Below are 20,201 nucleotides of genomic sequence, written 5' to 3'. Positions count from 1 at the left end.
TTATACCGGTCAGAGGGTCGGCATTGGGGATGGTTTCCGGTCAGCGACTACTCAGATGAACTTTCCTACAGCAATCTCGGATTGCCTTTCACTGTTCCTGATTCCAACCTATAGCCTAAAGGGATCCATCAACCGTCCAGGATAAAGTCGCCACCATGACGATGCGCCGCCTTGCACTCTCAAACAAAAAAGTCCGCAACATCCCACGTCGATTGAAAGCGCTTGCAGCCTGGTCCTCTCGCTTCGAGGGCTATTTTCCGGACGATCTGACTCTCGAACAGAAATACAGCAATTGGAAAATCCCGGTTCTCACGACACTGGTAGAGGGTAAACAAGCGACCACTGCCATACGCAAAGAATGCGCCCAACAAATGATCAATGCAGCGCACCACATACGCCAGGCCAGGCCTGAAAATGCCATCGACTGTCGAATAGTCACGGTCATTTGCCTACCGGACATGTTCACCAGCGAAATCTGCATTTACACCAATCTGGACTACCACCGAGGACATATCCCGGCAATTGACAGTGAGCACTGCCGAACGGACAAAAGCCTCGCAACAGAATGGGGTCTCGTCCTTCCAGACGGGATGAAGGAAAGAGGATTGCGCTATACCGCTGAAGATTGTGACGGGCAACCCTATGAGGCCGAGCAGTGGTATTTCGGTGAGGTCGATTAACAGAGATCACCAGTTTTTTACTGATGGAACACAGCGACTAAACGAATTTTATCGCCTGAACCACCACACCACTCGCACCAACCACCACTTTGCGTAAGAATGTCGGCCATCACGCCTATTGCTGGAGAAACACCATGAATGTAGTCACCACCGACCTGCCCGGTGTTCTGATCATCGAACCCAAGGTATTTGGTGACGAGCGCGGTTTCTTCTATGAGAGCTTCAACGCCAAGGCTTTCGAAGAAGCAACCGGCCTGAACACCCAGTTCGTTCAGGACAACCATTCCCGCTCGCAAAAAGGCGTACTGCGCGGCCTGCATTACCAACTGGAAAACACCCAGGGCAAACTGGTGCGCGTCACCGCCGGTGAGGTGTTGGACGTGGCGGTGGACATTCGCCGCAGCTCGCCGCATTTCGGCAAATGGGTCGCTGTGCGTCTGTCTGCCGACAACCATCGCCAACTCTGGGTACCGGAAGGTTTTGCCCATGGTTTCGTGGTGTTGAGTGATTTCGCCGAGTTCCTCTACAAAACCACCGACTACTACACCCCGTCGGCCGAGCGCAGCATTCGCTGGGACGATCCGGACCTGGGCATTGACTGGCAGCTGGACGAAGCACCGAAACTGTCGGCCAAGGATCAGTCCGCCGCGTTCTTCAAGGACGCCGAAGTCTTTTCCTGAATTCCTGTGTGAATTTTCACCGCCAGCGCGCACTTGATCCCAGGTGCGCAGACTGCGCCCGCAAGCCTAGGCATAATGCGTCTGTACCCACAGGCGCTTGATGCTCATGACTCCGACCCTTCCCCGCAGACCTCGCTGGCGCAGCCTGGCGTTGCTCGCGCTGTGCCTGGCGCCCTTGCTGTGGCCGCTGGAGCATCTGGCCGAGCGTTACTACCGCAGCGAACTGGCCGGGCAGAACCGTCAGACCCTCGACCTCTACGTCGCCAACCTGCTGGGCACCCTGCATCGGTATGAAGTGTTGCCACAGATCCTCGGCGAGCTGCCCGCGCTGCGTGCGACATTGTCCGCACCCGACGAGGGCGTGGTTCAAGGCAATGCCAATCGCCTGCTGAAAAACATCAGCGCCCAGACCGGTGCCGAAGTCATGTACCTGATGGACACCACCGGCAAGACGCTGGCGGCCTCCAATTGGGACAAACACGACAGCTTCGTTGGCCGAAATTTCGCTTTCCGTCCTTATTTCAGCGAGGCCATGGACGGTCGTTTGGGACGCTTCTTCGGCCTGGGCACCACCTCGGCCAAACGCGGCTACTTCTTTGCGGCGGCAATACGTGATCGCGAAAAAATCATCGGCGTGCTGGTGATCAAGGTCGACCTCGACCACACCGAAAGCCTCTGGGGCAAAACCCCTGAACAACTGTTGGTGACCGACCACAATGGCGTGGTCATCCTCACGTCGCGGCCAGAGTGGCGTTTTCGCTCGACACGCCCATTGAGCGACGCAGAGCGCGAGGCCATTACTGCGATTCAACCCTACCCGACCCGCGATCCCAAGCCGTTGAACCTCGACGCCAACGCCTGGCTGACCCAAACCCGGCAGATCGAAGAAACCGGCTGGAGTGTCAGTATCCTTGCACCGCGTACCCTGATCGACCGCCCGGTGCGCACGGTCGTGGCCATCGGTGGCGCAACGCTTCTGGTATTGATGCTGCTGCTCGGCCTGATGATGCAACGCCGGCGCCATTACCTGGATCGGATCGCCTTCGAAGGCAAGGCCCGCCAGGAACTGGAAGGCCGGGTCGCCGAACGGACCAGCGACCTCGAAGGCCTCAACCGTCGACTGAAGCAGGAAGTGCTGGAGCGCGAACACGCTCAGCAGGAACTGGTGCGCGCGCAGGATGACCTGGTGCAGGCCGGCAAGCTCTCGGCGCTGGGGACGATGTCGGCGAGCATCAGCCATGAACTCAACCAACCGCTGGCAGCGATCCGCAGCTACGCGGAAAACGCCGAAGTGCTGCTCGATCATCAGCGCACCGAGGATGCTCGCGGCAACCTCAAGCTGATCAGTGAATTGACCGGGCGTATGGCCTCGATCATCGCCCACCTGCGCGCCTTCGCTCGGCGTGATCGCCACGCCCCGGAAAGCGTTGCTCTGCAACCGGCGCTGGACGACGCGCTGGCGTTACTGGCCAAGCGTCGACGCAGCATGGAAGTCGAGCTGATCCGTGACCTGCCAGCCGCCACCCTGTGGGTCGAGGCTGGGGAAACCCGCCTGCGCCAGGTACTCGGTAATCTGCTGGCCAATGCCCTCGATGCCCTGACGGAAAAAGGCCCGCCGCGTAAACTCTGGTTGAGTGCCGAATCCACCGCCGACGGCGTCAATCTGTACATTCGCGACAACGGCCCCGGGTTTTGCCTGGAAGCGTTGGGTCGTGCCGGCGAGCCGTTCTACACCACCAAGACCCGCACTCAGGGGCTTGGGCTGGGGCTGGCGATCTGCGACACCCTGATGCGCGCCTTCGGTGGTGAACTGTCGTTCTCCAACCATAAGGAAGGTGGCGCCCTGATTACCCTGAAACTGCGCGCAGGCGCACCGGGCGTGAGCCTGCAACCGTCCGAGGACCGAAGTGCATGACCATCGACAACCGCATCCAGGTCGTGTTGATCGACGACGATCCCCATCTGCGCCAAGCCTTGAGCCAGACCCTGGACCTGGCCGGCCTGAAAATCCTGCCGCTCGCTGAAGCCAAAGGCCTGGCCGGGCAACTGGAACGCGACTGGCCGGGCGTGGTGGTCAGCGACATCCGCATGCCGGGCATGGACGGTCTCGAACTGCTGACCGAACTCCACGCCCAGGACCCGGAACTGCCAGTGCTGCTGATCACCGGCCACGGCGATGTGCCGCTGGCGGTACAAGCCATGCGCGCCGGGGCCTATGACTTTCTGGAAAAGCCTTTCGCCAGCGACGCCCTGCTCGACAGCGTACATCGTGCCCTGGACCTGCGCCGATTGGTGCTGGACAACCGCAGCCTGCGCCTGGCCCTGAGCGATCGCAACGAACTCAGCGCTCGACTGGTCGGGCAATCGGCGCCGATGCTGCGCCTGCGTGAGCAGATCGGTGCATTGGCGGCGACCAAGGCCGACGTGCTGATCCTTGGCGAAACCGGTGCGGGTAAAGAAGTAGTGGCCCGCGCGCTGCACGACCTGTCGAGTCGGCGCAACGGCCCGTTCGTGGCGATCAACGCCGGGGCCCTGGCTGAGTCGGTGGTGGAAAGCGAGCTGTTCGGTCACGAACCTGGTGCGTTTACCGGCGCGCAGAAGCGTCGCATCGGCAAGTTCGAATTCGCCAACGGCGGCACGTTGTTCCTCGATGAAATCGAAAGCATGAGCCTCGACGTGCAGGTGAAATTGCTGCGCTTGCTGCAAGAGCGGGTGGTTGAGCGCTTGGGCGGCAACCAGCTGATCCCGCTGGACATCCGCATCATCGCCGCGACCAAGGAAGACCTGCGTCAATCCGCCGATCAGGGGCGCTTCCGTGCCGACTTGTATTACCGTTTGAACGTCGCGCCGCTGCGCATTCCACCGCTGCGCGAGCGGGGCGAAGATGCGCTGATGCTGTTCCAGCATTTCGCCGATGAAGCCAGCGCCCGCCACGGTTTGCCGCCCCACGAATTGCAACCGGGGCACCGGGCGCTGCTGTTACGCCATACCTGGCCAGGCAATGTGCGCGAACTGCAGAACGCCGCCGAACGTTTTGCCCTCGGTCTTGAACTGGCGCTGGACAACAGTGCGCCGGATGGCGGCGTCGGCACCATGATCGAAGTGGTCAGCGGCGGTTTGAGCGAGCAAGTAGAGAACTTCGAAAAGAGCCTGATTGCCGCCGAACTGGCACGCTCGCACAGCTCCGTACGCAGCCTCGCCGAAGCGCTTGGCATTCCGCGCAAAACCTTGCATGACAAACTGCGCAAGCATGGTCTGAACTTCGCCGATAGCGGTGCCGGCAACCCCACCGACGATATCGATTGAGCTACCGCCAAATCATCATCTTCAAACAAGAGGCCTTTGAATGAACCGCGACTGTCGTCACCTGGAATCGATCCTCCACCACGACATCCCTCTCACGCGGGACATGGGCCTCAAAGTGCTCGACTGGCAAGACCATCAACTGCGCCTGCATCTGCCGTTGGAGGCCAACGTCAATCACAAGAGCACCATGTTCGGTGGCAGCCTGTATTGCGGCGCGGTGCTGGCCGGATGGGGCTGGTTGCATTTGCGTTTGCGCGAAGAAGGCATCGATGACGGGCATATCGTGATTCAGGAAGGGCAGATCAGCTACCCGCTGCCGGTCACCATGGACGCGACGGCGATTTGCCAGGCACCGAGTGCGGCGGTGTGGAAGAAGTTTCTGGCGATGTATGAGCGGTATGGACGGGCGCGGTTGACGCTGCATTCGCAGATTGTGAATACCGGGAGTGAAGAGGATGCGGTGAAGTTTACCGGGCAGTACGTTCTTCACCGCTAAACCTCAGCCGCCACAAAACCTGTGGGAGCGAGCCTGCTCGCGATAGCGATTTATCAGTCAACATCATTGAATGTTCGACCGTCATCGCGAGCAGGCTCGCTCCCACGAGGATTTTGCATAACTGGCAGGAATTTTGGCAAAGCCTCTCTTGCTACGGTCACGAGCGTGCGAGTTTCAGCAGCTTTTCCCGCCATGCCGCCTTAGCCGGCAGCGCCAAAAAGAATTCATTCAACAACGATTCCCGCGCCGGATAGCAGAACGGCTCACCGCTCAAATCCAGCACCTCCCCCCCCGCGCCTTCCAGCACGCCTTGAGCCGCAGCCGTGTCCCACTGAGACGTCGGCGCCAACCGCGGATAACAATCCGCCGCCCCTTCTGCCAGCAGGCAAAACTTCAGCGAACTGCCAATATTGGCCAGTTGCAACTCACCCAGACTGTCGCTCAACCCCGCGAGTAAGCGCTCCTGCTCAGGGCTCGAATGCCGACGACTGGCGACCACCGTGAAGGCTTCACCCGTAGCCGGAATTTCGCGAACCTGAATCGGCAACGGCTCGGCGTCTTTATCGCCACGCCAGGCACCCAACCCGGCACCGCCGACATAAAAGCGCCCGTTGGTCGGCATCGACACCACGCCAAACACCACCCGCCCCTGCTCGATCAACGCGATGTTGACGGTGAACTCTTCGCTGCCGGAAATAAACTCCTTGGTCCCGTCCAACGGATCGACCAGCCACCAGCGCTGCCAGCCGGCGCGCACGCTCTGGGGGATATTGGCGTCCTCTTCGGACAGCACCGGAATGCTCGGATCCAGCGCCGTCAGCCCGGCCAGAATCAGATGATGAGCGGCCATATCGGCGGCGGTGACCGGGGAATCATCGGACTTTGCAGTCACGGCAACGTTGACGCGCCAGAACGGCAGGATCGCCTTGCCAGCCTTCAAAGCCAGTTCAACGACTGGCGCCATCAACGGATGGGGAAAATTCAAGTTCACGGCAAAAACACCCCACGTTGAGTCAGCAAGTCACGGGCCAGATACAGCGCCGCCAAGGCACGGCCCTCGGTGAATCGCGGGTTCTGCGCCAGGGCCGACAATTCACGCAGGTTGATCTTGTCCACCCCCATCGGCTCGGGCTCGTCACCCTCCAGGCGCTCTTCGTACAGGTCGGTGGCCAGCACCACCTGGATCTTCTGGCTCATGTAGCCGGGCGACAAAGACAACTCGGTCAGATGTTCCAGCTGCCGCGCGCCATACCCGGCCTCTTCCATGAGCTCCCGTTCGGCCGCCGCCAACACGTCTTCGCCCGGCTCGATCAAGCCTTTGGGCAAGGACAGTTCATAGGCATCGGTGCCACCGCAGTATTCCTCCACCAACACCGCGTGGTCCGCGTCGAGCATCGCCACGATCATCACCGCGCCATGACCGGTGCCTTTGCCGACCAAGCGCTCGTAAGTACGCTCCACGCCATTGGAAAAGCGCAACTTCAGCTCTTCGACGCAGAACAAACGGCTGGTGGCGACGATCTCGCGGGCGAGTACGGTGGGTTTCTGGCGCATGGGAAGCTCCTTGGCGTGAACGCGTTACTATACCCGGCCTATCCTGATTGTTTATCTCGGATATCTTTTTTACCGCTGGAGAAGTTTTTTATGTCCCTGCTGCCCTGGCGCGACATCGATACCGTTTTGCTGGATATGGACGGCACGTTGCTGGACCTGCACTACGACAACCATTTCTGGATGGAGCACCTGCCCCAGCGTTATGCCGAGCTGCATGGGGTGAGCCGGGCCATGGCGGAGCTGGAACTGCAGCCGTTGTTCGAACGCAATGCCGGTCAGTTGCAGTGGTACTGCCTGGACTTCTGGAGCGCCGAGCTGAAGCTGTCGGTGCGCGAACTGAAACTGGAAACCGCGCACTTGATCGCCCTGCGACCGGATGCGGACACTTTTCTGGCAGCGATCAAACGGGCCGGCAAACGCGTGGTACTGATCACCAATGCCCACCGCGACTCGCTGTCATTGAAGCTGGAACGAATTGAACTGGCGCCGTATTTCGAGCGTTTGATCAGCTCTCACGATTACGGTTTCCCCAAGGAAAACCCGCAGTTCTGGGATGCCTTGCAGGCCGACATCGGCTTCGACCCGACGCGCAGTCTGTTTATCGACGATACGCTGCCTATTCTGCGCAGTGCGCGCAATTTTGGCGTGGCGCATCTGCTGGCCGTGAGCGAGCCGGACAGCCGCAAAGGGCCGAAGGACACGGCCGAGTTTGCGGCGGTGGGGGATTATCGGGAGTTGATTGCCGGGCTTTAGACCGAGTCGCTTGTATCGCGGGCAAGCCACGCTCCCACAGGATCTGTGTCGTTCGCATCCTTCGTGAACGACACAATTCCTGTGGGAGCGTGGCTTGCCCGCGATAGCGATCTCAAGCCTTATTCAGGAATCCGCAACACCTGCCCCGGATAGATCTTGTCCGGGTGCGAAAGCATTGGTTTGTTGGCCTCGAAGATTTTGTTGTACTTGTTCGCGTCGCCGTATTCGGCCTTGGAAATCGCGCTGAGGGTGTCGCCCTTTTTAACGGTGACGAACCGCGCCGCCTGAGCAACCGGACCTGTTACGGTGATCTGGTCATCCACACTGCCGACACCGGCGATATTGCCCACGGCCAGCAGAATCTTTTCCTTCTCTTCCTGACTCGCCACTTCACCGGTAACGATGACTTTATCACCCTCGATTGTCGCCTGAACATTCGGATTACCCAGGCCGACCTTGCTGATGTGTTCCTTCAACTGTTCGCTGGCATTCGCATTGCCAGGTGTCAGCAGATCGATAAGTTTTTCGCCTGCTTCTTTCACAAAGCTAAAAATACTCATGGTGCACTCTCCTTGGGGTTTAGGTTCCAGACGCCAAAGACTAGACCAGCCTTGCGCAGCCCGGTTCCCAGCCGACCAATGACCCAACCCCGCGCAGGCGGTAGAATCGCAAACCTTGCCCGCGCCCTGGAGCGAAGATGGACATCAAGCAGCTCAAATTCCTCATCGCTCTCGACGAAACCCGGCATTTCGGCCAGGCCGCCGCGCGTTGCCACATCACCCAGCCAACCCTGTCCATGCGCCTGCGCAGCCTCGAAGAAGAGCTCGATCTGCCGCTGGTCAACCGTGGCCAACGCTTCGAAGGTTTCACTGCGCCGGGTGAGCGTGTGCTGGCGTGGGCGCGTACGGTGCTCGCGGCCTATGACGGTTTGCAGGCCGAAGCTGCAGCCTGTCGCGGTAACCTCGTGGGTACGTTACGTCTGGGTGTGGTGCCGCTGTCGAGTTTCGACCCGGTACCGCTGATGCAACGCCTGCACGCCGAACACCCGAACCTGCGCTTCGAACTTTCGGCACTGAGTTCCGAACAGATCCTCGAACAACTGGCGAACAATCGCCTCGACCTCGGTGTTTCCTATCTGGAACGCCTGGACGGCGAGCGTTTCGACTCCCTGGCCTTCCGCGAAACCCACATGGGATTGCTCTACGATCAGCGTTTCTTCAGTTTCGGCGACGCGCCCTTAAGTTGGAAATCGTTGATTGAACTGCCGCTGGGCATGCTCACCAGCGGCATGCATTTTCGCCAGTCCATCGACCATAACTTCCACAGCCGGGGCTTGGCCCCCCAACCGTTGCTGCAAACCGATGCCGTCCACCAACTGTTACAAGCAGTACACGGTGGTCTGTGCTGCGCCGTGATGCCATTGGAAGGTGGTCTGGAAAACCTCACCGATCACTTGCGCCTGCAGCCCATAGAAAACGCCCAGACTCTCGCCCGGCTGGGGCTGATCATGCGTCGCAGCGCTCCACGTTCGGCGCTTGCAGAAGCGTGTTTCGCCATCTATCAACAATCAATGACAGGCTCTTGATCGACGCCATCTATCGGCAGATCAGTAATAGCAATTAGACGCGACAAGTTGACGCGCCTAGTCTTAAAGCTGACCAAACCGTTGGTGACCCTAATGAACGCCAAGCGCCCTGTCCGCGCGGCGCCTGCTATTGAAACGCCCGCGCCCACCGCAAGCCAGACATACAGTTACTGCAACCTTGAATACACCGAATCGGCCAGCGCCGCGCTGGCCGAGGAAGTCGCCTTGGCAATCGCCTACAACGGCATCAGCCAGGCGGTCATGTTGGTGACGCCGACGGATCTGGAAGACTTCATCGTCGGCTTTAGCCTTGGCAGCGGCATTATCGAAGACTCTTCAGATATCTACGACTTGCAACTCAGCGGCTCGGGGTCGGCGCAATACGCGCAAGTGACCATCGCCAACCGCGCCTTCTGGAACCTCAAGCAGCAGCGTCGGCAACTGGCCGGCACCAGCGGTTGCGGGCTCTGTGGCGTGGAAGCGGTGGAGCAAGCACTGCCCGATCTCAAAGTACTGCCCGGCGCCCCGCTGCCCCCGGCTGAATGGCTGGACGGCCTGCGCCAGCGCATCGGCGAATTCCAGCCGTTGGGCCAGTATTGCGGCGCAGTGCATGCGGCGGTGTTCATGAACGGCAACGGCGAATTACTGTTGGGCCGCGAAGACATCGGCCGGCACAACGCCCTCGACAAGCTGATCGGCGGGTTGATTCGCCAGAAAATCCCGACCACTGGCGGCCTGGCGATTGTCACCAGTCGTTGCAGTCTTGAATTGATCCAGAAAGTTTTACGCGCGGGCATCCAGACACTGGTCAGCCTGTCGTCGCCCACGAGCCTTGCCGTGCAATGGGCCCGTCGTCACAACCTCAATCTCATCCACCTGCCGCAGAAAAGTGCACCGCGGGTCTACAGCCCAGCGTTGGAGAATCAAGCGTGAGTCAACACCGTCAAGCCGACCAGAAACCCGTCCCCCGCTACAAACCCTACAAAGGCCCAGCCGGTGGCTGGGGCGCGCTGATCAGCGTCGCCCAAGCCTGGTTGACCAGCGATAACGCGCTGAAAAACCTGCGCATAATGCTCAAGACCAACCAGAACGGCGGCTTCGACTGCCCGGGTTGCGCCTGGGGCGATTCTCCGGAAAAGGGCATGGTGATGTTCTGCGAGAACGGCGCCAAAGCGGTGAACTGGGAAGCGACCAAACGGCGTGTCGACGCTGCATTCTTTGCCAAACATAGCGTCACCTCGCTGCTGGAACAGAGCGACTACTGGCTTGAATATCAGGGCCGCCTGACCGAGCCGATGAGCTACAACGCCGAAACCGATCGCTACCAACCCATCAGCTGGGATGACGCCTTCGCGCTGATCGGTAAACATTTACAGGGCCTGTCGAGCCCGGACCAAGCCGAGTTTTACACTTCGGGCCGCGCCAGCAACGAAGCGGCGTACCTCTATCAGTTGTTCGTGCGTGCCTACGGCACCAATAACTTTCCCGATTGCTCGAACATGTGCCACGAGGCCAGCGGTGTGGCCATGGCGCAAAGTGTCGGCATCGGCAAAGGCACGGTGACCTTCGACGACTTCGAACACGCCGATGCGATTTTCGTCTGGGGCCAGAACCCCGGCACCAACCACCCGCGGATGCTCGAACCCCTGCGCGAAGCGGTGAAACGCGGCGCTCAGGTTGTGTGCGTCAACCCGCTGAAAGAACGCGGCCTGGAACGCTTCCAGCACCCGCAGCATCCGATGGAAATGCTCACCAACGGCGATAAGCCGACCAATACCGCGTACTTCCGTCCTGCGCTGGGCGGCGACATGGCGGTGCTGCGCGGCATGGCGAAATTCCTGCTGCAATGGGAACGCGACGCGCAGAAGGCTGGTGCCCCGGCGGTGTTCGATCACGACTTCCTCAATGAACATGCGGTCAACGTGCTGGAATACATGGGCGTCATCGACGACACCCCATGGGAGCAGATTGTCGAGCAGTCCGGCCTGACGCTGGTGGAAATCGAGCAAGCGGCGCGCATGTACGCCAAAGGCAAGAACGTGATCATGTGCTGGGCCATGGGCATCACCCAGCATCGCCATTCGGTGCCGACCATCCAGGAAATCGCCAACCTCATGCTGTTGCGCGGCAACATCGGCCGGCCGGGTGCCGGTCTGTGCCCGGTCCGTGGCCACAGTAACGTGCAGGGCGACCGGACGATGGGCATCAACGAACGTCCGCCAGTGGCGTTCCTCGATTCACTGGAGCGGCGCTTCCAGTTCAAGGTGCCGCGTGAAAACGGCCACAACGTGGTCGAGGCGATTCACGCCATGGCCGACGGTCGCTCAAAAGTCTTCATCGGTCTGGGCGGTAATTTTGCCCAAGCCACGCCGGACAGCACCCGCACCTTCCAGGCCTTGGCCAACTGCGACCTGACCGTGCAAATCAGCACCAAGCTCAATCGCAGCCATTTGGCCCACGGTAAAGAAGCGCTGATCCTGCCGTGCCTGGGTCGTACCGACATCGATATCCAGACCGAAGGCGCCCAAGCGGTGACCGTGGAAGACTCGTTCAGCATGGTCCACGCCTCCAACGGTCAGCTGCAGCCGCTGTCGAACCAGATGCGCTCAGAGCCTGCAATCATCGCCGGCATTGCCGCCGCGACCCTGGGCAGCAAACCGGTGGACTGGAACTGGCTGGTGGCCGATTACCGCCGCATTCGCGACCTGATCGCCGACACCATCCCGGGCTTCCGGGACTTCAACGAGAAAATCCAGAACCCGGGTGGTTTTCACCTGGGTAACAGCGCCCGCGCACGTCGCTGGAATACCCCATCGGGTCGGGCCAACTTCCGTGCGAACAGGCTGCCCAAAGACCTGGTGCACGAACGCACCCGCGCAACCGGCGTGCTGCCGGACCTGATCATGCAGTCGATGCGCTCCCACGATCAGTACAACACCACGATTTATGGTCTTGATGACCGTTATCGCGGGGTGAAAGGTCAGCGGGATGTATTGTTCGTCAATGAGGCCGACATCATTCGCCTGGGTTTCAAACCGGGGCAGAAGGCTGACATCGTTTCGATCTGGGATGATAGCCGTGAGCGCCGGGTGAAGGGTTTCACGCTGCTGGCGTTTGATATTCCTGCCGGGCAAGCGGCCGCCTATTATCCGGAAGTGAACCCGCTGGTGCCGCTGGAAAGCACCGGGGATGGCAGCCATACGCCGACGTCGAAGTTTGTGGCGATTCGGTTGGAGGCGGCGAGTGAGACCGGGTTGATCATGGCCAAGTCGGCTTGACGCGGCGACTGGTCTGGCCTCTTCGCGAGCAAGCCCGCTCCCACACTTGATCTTCAGCGGACACAGATTTTGCGTACGACTGAGTTCCAATGTGGGAGCGGGCTTGCTCGCGAAAGCGGTGGATCATTCAACGAATCTTTCGGAACCAACACTTTCCAATCGCCCACAAAAAAGGCCGTTTCTGTATGGAAACGGCCTTTGCGAAGTAGTTAAAGACCGGCGAAAAACACTTAAGTTCCACCCAAAAAACAGTAACTTATAGAATTGTGCTCAAGTCGTGTTACTCGTCGGATTTCTATTGTCACAACCATGACACAGCCTCAGGATCGCGCCGTCATCCCCTTGAGGTTCCTCTATGAAGTTCTCCTCGATTCTCTTGTTGTCCCTTGGCCTGGTCAGTGGCTTCGCTTCTGCAGGCGGCACCACCGAAGCGGGTGTGGGCGGCGCATTGGGCGGGGTTCTTGGCTCGGTCGTCGGTCAATCGCTAGGCGGCAATACAGGTTCAACCATTGGCGCGGCCTTGGGCGGCGCGGGTGGTAGCGCCGTCGGCGCAGACAAACGCAGCCGTGGCGAAGCCGCCATTGGTGGTGCGTTGGGCGCAGCAGGCGGTAACGTGGTCGGCCGCAGCATGGGCGGCACCACCGGCAGCCTGATCGGCTCTGCAGCAGGCGGCGGCGCTGGTGGCGCGCTGGGTAACTACATGGGCAGAGAGAGTGATCGCGACGATGATCGTCGTTCCTATCGTGACCGTGACGATCGTCGCTACTACCGTGACGGCCATCCAGGTCGCGGCCATGCCTATGGCCATCGCAAGCATAAACATCGCTATCGCGACTGAGGCTTGAATCGCCTCGTTTATCGGTAGATCAAAAAATCGCAGCCTTCGGGCTGCGATTTTTTTTTTGCCGCTCAAAGCGCTAGCCGCTCCAATGCACCGCGCAATCCGGCAGGAATCGCCACCGGTTGATTCGATGCCCGATCCACGAACACATGTACGAAGCGTCCCGCCGCGCAGGCTTCCTCTTCATCCGCCTTGAATACCGCCAGTTCGTATTGCACCGAACTGTTGCCCAACTTGCCGACCCGCAGGCCGATCTCGATCCGGTCCGGGAAAGCGATGGAGGCAAAGTAGTCGCAGGCCGAACTCACCACAAAACCCACCACCTCGCCGTCATGGATATCCAGACCGCCGACTTCGATCAGGTAGGTGTTCACCGCTGTGTCGAAGAAGCTGTAGTAGGTGACGTTGTTGATGTGACCGTAGGCGTCGTTGTCATGCCAGCGGGTGGTGATGGGCTGGAAGTGCGGGTAGTCGGTGCGTTGGGGCATCGGGTTGGACATCAGTGTCGGTTCCTTGGGTTGAACAGCGAGTCTAAAGCGAAAACCGCGTTATCGTTCTTCGCGAGCAAGCCCGCTCCCACAGTTGATCTTGGTCGCACACGAAATCTGTGTTCAATGAAGATCCCGTGTGGGAGCGGGCTTGCTCGCGAAGGGGCCCTCACAGACGCCATATAAAATCACACGTCAGCAAAGCCTCTACCCTCTGCCGCCAGCTCTCCAATCAACCGCGCCGGCGCCCAGTGATCACCCTGTTTGGTCTCAAGCTGCAACAACCGCAGATGAATATCTTCCAACCCTTGCTGATCCGCCCAGGCCATCGGCCCGCCCTTGTCCGCCGGGAAACCATAACCATTGAGGTACACCAGATCGATGTCATGCGCCGACGTCGCAATACCTTCCTGAAGAATCTTCGCCCCTTCGTTGACCAGCGCCAGCAAACAACGCTCCAGAACCTCTTCAGGGCCGATCTCGCGACGTTGGAACCCCAGCCCTTCGCTGACTTCCAGCACCAGCGCATCGACCTCCAGATCGTGCTCAGCCTGGCGACTGCCCGGTTCGTAGTGGTAATACCCATCGCCACTCTTCTGACCGAAACGCCCGAGCTCGCACAGGCGGTTGTCCACCTGAACCTCCGGCGCATCCTGACCCTTGCCAGCCAGCTCCCGAGCGCGCCACTCCAGATCGATGCCGACCACGTCGTACATGCGGAACGGCCCCATGGCGAAACCAAAACCTTGCAGCGCCGCATCCACCTCGTAAGGCAATGCACCCTCCAGCAGCATCTTGCGCGCTTCGAGCACGTACGGATGCAGCATGCGGTTGCCGATAAAACCATGGCAGTTGCCCGACACCACGCTGACCTTGCCCATGCGCTTGCCCAGCTCCAGCGCCGCATCAAGCACTGCCGGCGCCGTCTGGGCGCCACGCACAATCTCCAGCAGTTTCATGATGTGCGCCGGGCTGAAGAAATGCAGGCCCAGCACCTGTTGCGGACGGCGAGTGGCAGCAGCAATCGCGTCGATGTCCAGCGCCGAGGTGTTGCTGGCCAGAATCGCTTCAGGTTTCATCAGGCCGTCGAGCTCGCGGAAGATTTTCTGTTTCAACTCGAGGTTTTCGTAGACCGCTTCGATGACCAGATCGACATCGCGGATCGTTGCGTAATCGGCAGCCGCCGTCACCCGTGCAATGCGCGCATCCGCCTCTGCCTGATCGATCCGTCCCTGACGCACATTGTGGGCGTAGGTCTCAGCCACGCTGGTCAGTGCCTGCTCAAGCATCTGCGGATTGTTATCGACCCATTGCACCGGCACCCCGGCGTTGGCCAGGCACATGACAATGCCACGGCCCATGGTGCCCGCGCCGATCACGGCGGCGCGCTGAATATCAAACGGTGTCTGGCTCATGATTGTTCTCTTGTTAGCGATCCAAAGACAGTCCTCACCATAGTCAGGCGCCGGGCTTTTTTGAAATTTATTCCTGTGATGAGCGACATTCAGGGGATGGATGTGCGTTCAAGAACATCGATATCCCTGTGGGAGCGGGCTTGCTCGCGAAAGCGGTGTGTCAGGCAACATCAATGTTGAATCTGATGGCCCCTTCGCGAGCAAGCCCGCTCCCACATTGACGGTGTTTCAGCTTGGCAGGTGCGCTTTAGCCCAGTCGCGCACGTCGCCATACGGATAATCCTCCAACGCCGCAAACCCCGGAATCGCCCGAGCCTTGAGCTTGGTAAACAGCGGTACACTGATCCCACATAGAAATCTTGTTACGCGCTCAGCCGAAGGGATGTTGCCCGTGTGCTGCTCGTGCCTGTGGATAAAATCACCACACAACGCCTCGAAATTTTTATCCACAAGCGCTGGCAATTCCGGCGGTGCCGGCAATCGCGCCACCTGACCGTGACACACCGAGCAATGCCCACACTGCCGGGGCGCGTTATCGTCGCCGAAGTACTCGGCCAGGCGGTAACCCAGGCAGTGGTCAGTGGCGAACAGATCGAGCATGGCGTGAATCCGAGCGATCTCGGTGCGCTCGTGTCGGGTGAAATAGGCGTGCAATTCAGCGCTCAGGGTTGGGGAATCAAAGTCCGCGTCCAGCAGGCTGTAGACTTCGGTCATCTGCTTGCTTTCGACCTCGACCCAGCCCTTTTCCTGAAAATAATCCAACGCCTTGACCACCCGACTGCGCTCGGCGGAATACTGCTCATACAGCGCATCGAAATTCACCGTGGCCCAGGTCCGTGCGCGGCTGGAGGTCTGGATGATCGCCGAGACGAAGTCCTTTCGCTCACCTTCAAATCGGGCAAGCAATGCTTCGGGTTCCTGTAAATACTTGAAGCGGTATTCGGCGTAATAGGCATAACGCGGCGCGATTATTCCGCGCAACTCCAGCTGTACCAGCAAGGTCTTGAGCGGTAACTGGCGAATGTTGCTCTGATCGGCCAAAGGTCCCAGCAGAAACTCCCACTGCCCCTCGGGCACGGCGGCTTGCAACTCCTCGAGCACGCAACGAATGCCGTCCCGTTCCGGCGTGTCGCCGTAGACGAAGTTCTCCAGCACGTTGAGGCTGTCGCGGTTGGCCAGCACCAGGCAATCGGATGGCTGCCCGTCACGCCCGGCGCGGCCGATTTCCTGGCTGTAGTTTTCGATGGATTTAGGCAGGTCGAAATGCACCACGTTACGGATATCGCTTTTGTCGATGCCCATGCCGAAGGCAATGGTGGCGACAATGCAATTGGACTGCCCGCCCATAAACCGTTTCTGTATTCCTTCCCGCTGTTCATGGGGCAAACCGGCGTGATAGGCCTCGGCCTGGATGCCATTGCGGCCCAGATGTTCGGCGATGTGCTCGGCGGTTTTCTGCAAGGTGACGTAGACGATACTCGGCTGGCCGGGACGTTGGCTCATCCACTCGACAAGGCGTCGTCGCTTGTCCTGGCCGCGTACCGGTTCCACCAACAGGTTGAGGTTGGGTCGGTAGAAACCGGTGGTCACCACATCCTCAGGGGCGATGCCGAATTTGGCCTCCATGTCAGCGATCACCTTGGGTGTCGCGGTGGCGGTCAGCAGCAAGGCCTGAGAGATGTTGAACTGGCGCTGATAGTCCGGCAGCTTGAGGTAGTCGGGGCGGAAGTTGTGACCCCATTCAGAAATGCAGTGGGCCTCGTCCACCACCAGCAGCGAGATCGGCACCTGCTGCAAAAAATGGCGGAAGCGCTCGTTCTTCAGACGCTCCACGGAAATCATCAGAATCTTCAATTCCCCGGACTTTGCCCGGGCCATCACATCGCTGGCGTCATCGCGGCTCTGGGCCGAATCGATACTGCCCGCCGCAATGCCGTGGCGCTGCAAGAACGCCAATTGATCCTGCATCAACGCCAGCAAAGGCGAGACCACCAATGTCAGGTGCGGCAGCAACAAGGCCGGCAATTGATAGCAAAGAGACTTGCCCGAACCGGTCGGGAAAATCGCCGCCGCCGAGCGCCCGGCCAACACAGCACTGACCGCCGCCTCCTGGCCAGGCCGAAACTGTGGATAACCGAAAACCTGTTCCAGGGTGTTGTGCATAAGCTGTCACTCCGTTGACCGCTGCGAAGCCCAAAGCCTAGCCGGCGAACGCAGCGAGTCGAGAAAAGGTCGGGGGCAAAAACGATACGGGATGATACAGCGGATAGGTCGGGGAGACTGCAAGGCGTAGGGAATGGAGCGGCTGGCAGATCGCTTTCGCGAGCAAGCCCGCTCCCACATTAGACCGAGTTCCTACGTAAGAACGCGGTCAACTGTGGGAGCGGGCTTGCTCGCGAAGAGGCCAGCAATATCACCCAAAAAACATCAATAAAAAATCAGGGCACCAACACCGCCACCCGCAACTGCTCATCCAGCGCCTGCTCATGAAACACCTGGCTCTTGCTCGCCCAAACCGCAAAAGCCGGGCTGATCTCGCCAGTGAACGCCGCCGCCAACTGACGCAAATCCTCGACACTTCGCACACGGGGGCAAAAGGGTTCACCGTCACAGTTCTGGCTGGCGTTGCGGTAGGTAATCAGCAACCGCCCCCACAACCCGTCACGCACCTGCCTGACCGATTTGAGCTTCACAGCCTGCACACCCAGTCGCTGTTTCAGACCCTGTTCATCCAGCGCTTCGCTGGCCAACAGCGCCTTGCCCACCATCAACACCTCGGCGCGGGACGCGGTGTCGACGTCTGCCTGAGTAGTCAGCGCCTGTGGCCAACCGTTGCGGTCCATGTTGGCAAGGATCAGCGAATGCTCCCCGTCGGCAGCGCCCGTCATCCGACAAACACCAGCCCAGAACAACAAAATCGCGGCCATACGTAGCCATTGCATACCTAATTCCCTTTAAGAGTCGACCAGACGCTTCGAAACGTCCTACAAATTCTGGCGCGCACCATGCAGAGCTTTGATGCGCTAAGCCTGACAAGCCCGTAGGAATATCGACCTCTAAGGGAAAAGCTTAAAAAATAGTTGGAGTATGCGTAGGTAAAGGCCGATAGCGCCGGTAAACAACCTACAAAATCTGTCCATTTGCGCCACCTTGCGACGCCTCGCCACGGCCCTCTATAGTTTTCGTCGCGGCTGAAAACATTGTGTCGGCCTGCCGGCGGACTGCCCGACTTCCCACAGGACTGACCTCGATGAACACGTTCCACTCGTTAACAGACCGCTATCACCCGCTCAAAACCAGCTACAGCGATACCCCCGTGTTGGTCATCGACACCGAAGCCAATCCTCACGAGATTCTCGACGCCTCCCTGCAACGCATCCGCGCCGCCAGCGATCTGCTCGAAACGCTCTATTGCCTGTGCTTCAAACAAGCCGACGTGAAAGACATACCCAATATCGTCAACGCACTTTACTTGCTGACCCAAGATGGCTGCGAACTTCTTGAAATCGCCAAACAGCGAATTAAATAAAAACACAAACAACTGACACACCTTACAAAACCAGCAACAACTAATCACTTCACTATTCAAACAACAAAAACTAACGTGCCAGCTCTTACATTAAACAAGAGCAACACAAATGACTGTACTAACTATTTTCTTCTGCGGCACTGGCTCAACTAAATTCGACGACACCAATGCAAATTACTGGGATGGGGAACTGGTATCGACACTCGCATCTCACCATCTCGGCAGGGAGTTCGCCGAATGGATCGTGGTCGACGGCCCCGGCAGCGGTAACTTGCAAGCCGACGATCTCTTTACCAAGTCCGAGGAGTACGGTCTCAGCGGCACACTGTTCGGCAAAGGCTGGGAGCAAAACGTCCAGCACGCAATCAACATCATCAAAGGCCAGTGTGACTGGCAGCGCGAGCAACTGACCGAAGAGGAATACAACCGCCTCAAAGCGGCCGGTATTCCAATCGAAGACGTAAAAGTTGAAGGCTCGTGGTTCTGGCGCAAATACAACTATGGCGATCGCAGCGTGACCCAGCAGGCGTTACAAGAACAGATCATCAAAACCTTCCGCAAGGACGGTGTTATTCCCACCCAAGTAAACCTGGTGGGCTGGAGCCGCGGCGGCATTAGTTGCCACATGCTGGCCAACGCCATGTTCAAGGACAGCGAACTTAAAGACATCCCGGTTAATATCTTTGCAATTGACCCGGTGCCGGGTATTGGCAACTTTCAGGATGACAAAGTCAAACTCGACGCCAACGTCAAAGAGTATGTAGGTTTCTATGCCCGGGACGAACGCTCGAAAGGTTTCAGCTGCGTTATTCCGCAAACCGCCACCGGCACCAAAACCCACATTTACCCCATACCCGGCCGTCACGCCACCGTGGCCGGCAATGCCTCCCCCGACGGTGTCAACGGCCCGAAAACCCTGGCCGAGCCCGGCCGGTTCGTCCGCCACTTCGCCGAAGTCTGCCTCCAGCGTTGGGGCGTGCAACTGGACAAGTCGTTGAACCTGACCCATGCCGATCTGGAGAACCTCGGCAAAGCCATGGTCGACAACGAAGCGATGTACCGGCTGATGCACAAATACTCTTACACCTACTTCACCGAGCTGGATCAAGGCGAACGCTATGTTTCGCTGGGCAGCCAAGGGGTCAACTTCTCGGCGGTGAAAGGCACGATCTATACGCCGGCGACTGGGCTGACGACTAGCGTGCTGGATGTTGCGGCGTATCAGCATATTTGTTGAGGTGATGGGCGCGGGATGGCGGAAAAATACGAGAAATTGCGTCGCGGAAAATTCCTATAGAAACGGCCTAGCCAAGGCTCATCCGGTTCCTACAAGCGGGGACTCCTTGTCGTCTATCGCTGCCCGGTGCTCGCACCTATAGTCGTGACTGTCGCTGCCAAATCAACGACTCGGGCTTGGTCACCCGAATTAGATCTACGCACGCACCCGTTGTATGCTGCCGGCGCTTTTGCGTCAGCATGCTTTATGGCGGCTGTGTTTGGGACGTCTTCGGACGTGCCGGGTTTGCGTGTGATCTCACCGGTTGACCAACCCGAACACAGTCCGCCTCCCATCGCTTGGTCACGATGGCGGCGGTT

Annotated in this window: 19 protein-coding genes; 12 read left to right on the top strand and 7 right to left on the bottom strand. The window is 59.2% G+C overall.

What is annotated here, in order from left to right; translation table 11 throughout:
• Window positions 1-155: 155 nt before the first annotated feature.
• The 5 genes from KVG95_RS07055 to KVG95_RS07035 all read left to right on the top strand — a co-directional run bounded on the left by KVG95_RS07055 (window position 156) and on the right by KVG95_RS07035 (window position 5,162).
• Window positions 156-680, top strand: a complete 525-nt coding sequence (locus KVG95_RS07055) for a DUF3916 domain-containing protein (protein WP_217855215.1) — start codon at window positions 156-158, stop codon at window positions 678-680.
• Window positions 681-814: 134 nt separating this feature from the next.
• On the top strand, window positions 815-1,360 hold the full coding sequence (gene rfbC / locus KVG95_RS07050; RefSeq protein WP_007895246.1) for a dTDP-4-dehydrorhamnose 3,5-epimerase: 546 nt from the start codon (window positions 815-817) through the stop codon (window positions 1,358-1,360).
• 106 nt (window positions 1,361-1,466) lie between these two features.
• Window positions 1,467-3,275, top strand: a complete 1,809-nt coding sequence (locus KVG95_RS07045; protein WP_217855213.1) for a sensor histidine kinase — start codon at window positions 1,467-1,469, stop codon at window positions 3,273-3,275.
• Window positions 3,272-4,666, top strand: a complete 1,395-nt coding sequence (locus KVG95_RS07040) for a sigma-54-dependent transcriptional regulator (protein ID WP_217855211.1) — start codon at window positions 3,272-3,274, stop codon at window positions 4,664-4,666. The genes KVG95_RS07045 and KVG95_RS07040 overlap by 4 nt, the downstream gene beginning before the upstream one ends.
• 40 nt (window positions 4,667-4,706) lie before the next feature.
• Window positions 4,707-5,162 (top strand): thioesterase domain-containing protein, encoded by a 456-nt coding sequence (locus tag KVG95_RS07035; protein ID WP_217855209.1) that lies wholly within the window; start codon window positions 4,707-4,709, stop codon window positions 5,160-5,162.
• A 157-nt stretch (window positions 5,163-5,319) separates the two neighbouring features.
• Here KVG95_RS07035 and cysQ read toward each other — a convergent pair whose 3' ends face one another.
• Both cysQ and nudE read right to left on the bottom strand, forming a co-directional pair.
• The gene (cysQ, locus tag KVG95_RS07030) at window positions 5,320-6,153 is read right to left on the bottom strand and encodes a 3'(2'),5'-bisphosphate nucleotidase CysQ (protein WP_217855207.1); all 834 of its coding nucleotides are present in this window, start codon (window positions 6,151-6,153) and stop codon (window positions 5,320-5,322) included.
• A complete protein-coding gene (gene nudE / locus KVG95_RS07025; protein WP_038978515.1) occupies window positions 6,150-6,716 on the bottom strand; it encodes an ADP compounds hydrolase NudE in 567 nt (188 codons plus the stop codon). The genes cysQ and nudE overlap by 4 nt, the downstream gene beginning before the upstream one ends.
• Window positions 6,717-6,806: 90 nt before the next feature.
• On the opposite strand from nudE, the gene yrfG reads away from it, so the two are divergent.
• A complete protein-coding gene (gene yrfG / locus KVG95_RS07020) occupies window positions 6,807-7,469 on the top strand; it encodes a GMP/IMP nucleotidase (RefSeq protein WP_030129609.1) in 663 nt (220 codons plus the stop codon).
• A 119-nt stretch (window positions 7,470-7,588) separates the two neighbouring features.
• On the opposite strand, the gene lysM is transcribed toward yrfG, so the two are convergent.
• A complete protein-coding gene (gene lysM / locus KVG95_RS07015) occupies window positions 7,589-8,029 on the bottom strand; it encodes a peptidoglycan-binding protein LysM (protein WP_038978513.1) in 441 nt (146 codons plus the stop codon).
• A 137-nt stretch (window positions 8,030-8,166) separates the two neighbouring features.
• On the opposite strand from lysM, the gene KVG95_RS07010 reads away from it, so the two are divergent.
• The 4 genes from KVG95_RS07010 (at window position 8,167) to KVG95_RS06995 (ending at window position 13,170) form a co-directional block, all read left to right on the top strand.
• Window positions 8,167-9,054 carry a LysR family transcriptional regulator gene (locus tag KVG95_RS07010; RefSeq protein WP_217855205.1) on the top strand — a complete coding sequence of 296 codons (888 nt, stop codon included), beginning with the start codon at window positions 8,167-8,169 and terminating at the stop codon, window positions 9,052-9,054.
• A 93-nt stretch (window positions 9,055-9,147) separates the two neighbouring features.
• Window positions 9,148-9,987, top strand: coding sequence for a formate dehydrogenase accessory sulfurtransferase FdhD (fdhD, locus tag KVG95_RS07005; RefSeq protein WP_217855203.1), 840 nt, complete (start codon window positions 9,148-9,150; stop codon window positions 9,985-9,987).
• Entirely contained in the window at window positions 9,984-12,332 is a 2,349-nt protein-coding gene (locus tag KVG95_RS07000) for an FdhF/YdeP family oxidoreductase (protein ID WP_217855200.1), read from the top strand. The genes fdhD and KVG95_RS07000 overlap by 4 nt, the downstream gene beginning before the upstream one ends.
• A gap of 355 nt (window positions 12,333-12,687) precedes the next feature.
• A complete protein-coding gene (locus tag KVG95_RS06995) occupies window positions 12,688-13,170 on the top strand; it encodes a glycine zipper domain-containing protein (RefSeq protein WP_123721694.1) in 483 nt (160 codons plus the stop codon).
• A 71-nt stretch (window positions 13,171-13,241) separates the two neighbouring features.
• Here KVG95_RS06995 and KVG95_RS06990 read toward each other — a convergent pair whose 3' ends face one another.
• The 4 genes from KVG95_RS06990 to KVG95_RS06975 form a co-directional block, all read right to left on the bottom strand.
• Window positions 13,242-13,673 (bottom strand): acyl-CoA thioesterase, encoded by a 432-nt coding sequence (locus tag KVG95_RS06990; RefSeq protein WP_217855198.1) that lies wholly within the window; start codon window positions 13,671-13,673, stop codon window positions 13,242-13,244.
• Between the two features lie 176 nt (window positions 13,674-13,849).
• Window positions 13,850-15,076, bottom strand: coding sequence for a 3-hydroxyacyl-CoA dehydrogenase (locus KVG95_RS06985; protein WP_217855196.1), 1,227 nt, complete (start codon window positions 15,074-15,076; stop codon window positions 13,850-13,852).
• Between the two features lie 228 nt (window positions 15,077-15,304).
• Entirely contained in the window at window positions 15,305-17,239 is a 1,935-nt protein-coding gene (locus KVG95_RS06980; RefSeq protein ID WP_217855194.1) for a RecQ family ATP-dependent DNA helicase, read from the bottom strand.
• A gap of 275 nt (window positions 17,240-17,514) precedes the next feature.
• On the bottom strand, window positions 17,515-18,018 hold the full coding sequence (locus KVG95_RS06975; protein WP_217855186.1) for a polysaccharide deacetylase: 504 nt from the start codon (window positions 18,016-18,018) through the stop codon (window positions 17,515-17,517).
• A 308-nt stretch (window positions 18,019-18,326) separates the two neighbouring features.
• On the opposite strand from KVG95_RS06975, the gene KVG95_RS06970 reads away from it, so the two are divergent.
• Window positions 18,327-18,605, top strand: a complete 279-nt coding sequence (locus tag KVG95_RS06970) for a hypothetical protein (protein ID WP_052962869.1) — start codon at window positions 18,327-18,329, stop codon at window positions 18,603-18,605.
• 109 nt (window positions 18,606-18,714) lie between these two features.
• On the top strand, window positions 18,715-19,842 hold the full coding sequence (locus KVG95_RS06965; protein ID WP_217855184.1) for a hypothetical protein: 1,128 nt from the start codon (window positions 18,715-18,717) through the stop codon (window positions 19,840-19,842).
• Window positions 19,843-20,201: the final 359 nt, after the last annotated feature.

It is taken from the genome of Pseudomonas farris, assembly GCF_019145235.1.
GTDB classification, from domain to species: domain Bacteria; phylum Pseudomonadota; class Gammaproteobacteria; order Pseudomonadales; family Pseudomonadaceae; genus Aquipseudomonas; species Aquipseudomonas farris.
The sequence above is the reverse complement of the archived record's forward strand: the minus strand, read 5'-3'. Positions and strand labels throughout refer to the sequence as shown.

What these genes read in the sequence shown, in the direction of transcription:
- KVG95_RS06975 (WP_217855186.1), bottom strand. Translation starts at nt 18,018, where the DNA reads ATGCAATGGCTACGTATGGCCGCGATTTTGTTGTTCTGGGCTGGTGTT.
- KVG95_RS07055 (WP_217855215.1), top strand. Translation starts at nt 156, where the DNA reads ATGACGATGCGCCGCCTTGCACTCTCAAACAAAAAAGTCCGCAACATC.
- yrfG (WP_030129609.1), top strand. Translation starts at nt 6,807, where the DNA reads ATGTCCCTGCTGCCCTGGCGCGACATCGATACCGTTTTGCTGGATATG.
- KVG95_RS07035 (WP_217855209.1), top strand. Translation starts at nt 4,707, where the DNA reads ATGAACCGCGACTGTCGTCACCTGGAATCGATCCTCCACCACGACATC.
- KVG95_RS07040 (WP_217855211.1), top strand. Translation starts at nt 3,272, where the DNA reads ATGACCATCGACAACCGCATCCAGGTCGTGTTGATCGACGACGATCCC.
- KVG95_RS07045 (WP_217855213.1), top strand. Translation starts at nt 1,467, where the DNA reads ATGACTCCGACCCTTCCCCGCAGACCTCGCTGGCGCAGCCTGGCGTTG.
- KVG95_RS06970 (WP_052962869.1), top strand. Translation starts at nt 18,327, where the DNA reads ATGAACACGTTCCACTCGTTAACAGACCGCTATCACCCGCTCAAAACC.
- KVG95_RS06985 (WP_217855196.1), bottom strand. Translation starts at nt 15,076, where the DNA reads ATGAGCCAGACACCGTTTGATATTCAGCGCGCCGCCGTGATCGGCGCG.
- KVG95_RS07010 (WP_217855205.1), top strand. Translation starts at nt 8,167, where the DNA reads ATGGACATCAAGCAGCTCAAATTCCTCATCGCTCTCGACGAAACCCGG.
- KVG95_RS06980 (WP_217855194.1), bottom strand. Translation starts at nt 17,239, where the DNA reads ATGCACAACACCCTGGAACAGGTTTTCGGTTATCCACAGTTTCGGCCT.
- KVG95_RS06965 (WP_217855184.1), top strand. Translation starts at nt 18,715, where the DNA reads ATGACTGTACTAACTATTTTCTTCTGCGGCACTGGCTCAACTAAATTC.
- rfbC (WP_007895246.1), top strand. Translation starts at nt 815, where the DNA reads ATGAATGTAGTCACCACCGACCTGCCCGGTGTTCTGATCATCGAACCC.
- fdhD (WP_217855203.1), top strand. Translation starts at nt 9,148, where the DNA reads ATGAACGCCAAGCGCCCTGTCCGCGCGGCGCCTGCTATTGAAACGCCC.
- lysM (WP_038978513.1), bottom strand. Translation starts at nt 8,029, where the DNA reads ATGAGTATTTTTAGCTTTGTGAAAGAAGCAGGCGAAAAACTTATCGAT.
- KVG95_RS06990 (WP_217855198.1), bottom strand. Translation starts at nt 13,673, where the DNA reads ATGTCCAACCCGATGCCCCAACGCACCGACTACCCGCACTTCCAGCCC.
- nudE (WP_038978515.1), bottom strand. Translation starts at nt 6,716, where the DNA reads ATGCGCCAGAAACCCACCGTACTCGCCCGCGAGATCGTCGCCACCAGC.
- KVG95_RS06995 (WP_123721694.1), top strand. Translation starts at nt 12,688, where the DNA reads ATGAAGTTCTCCTCGATTCTCTTGTTGTCCCTTGGCCTGGTCAGTGGC.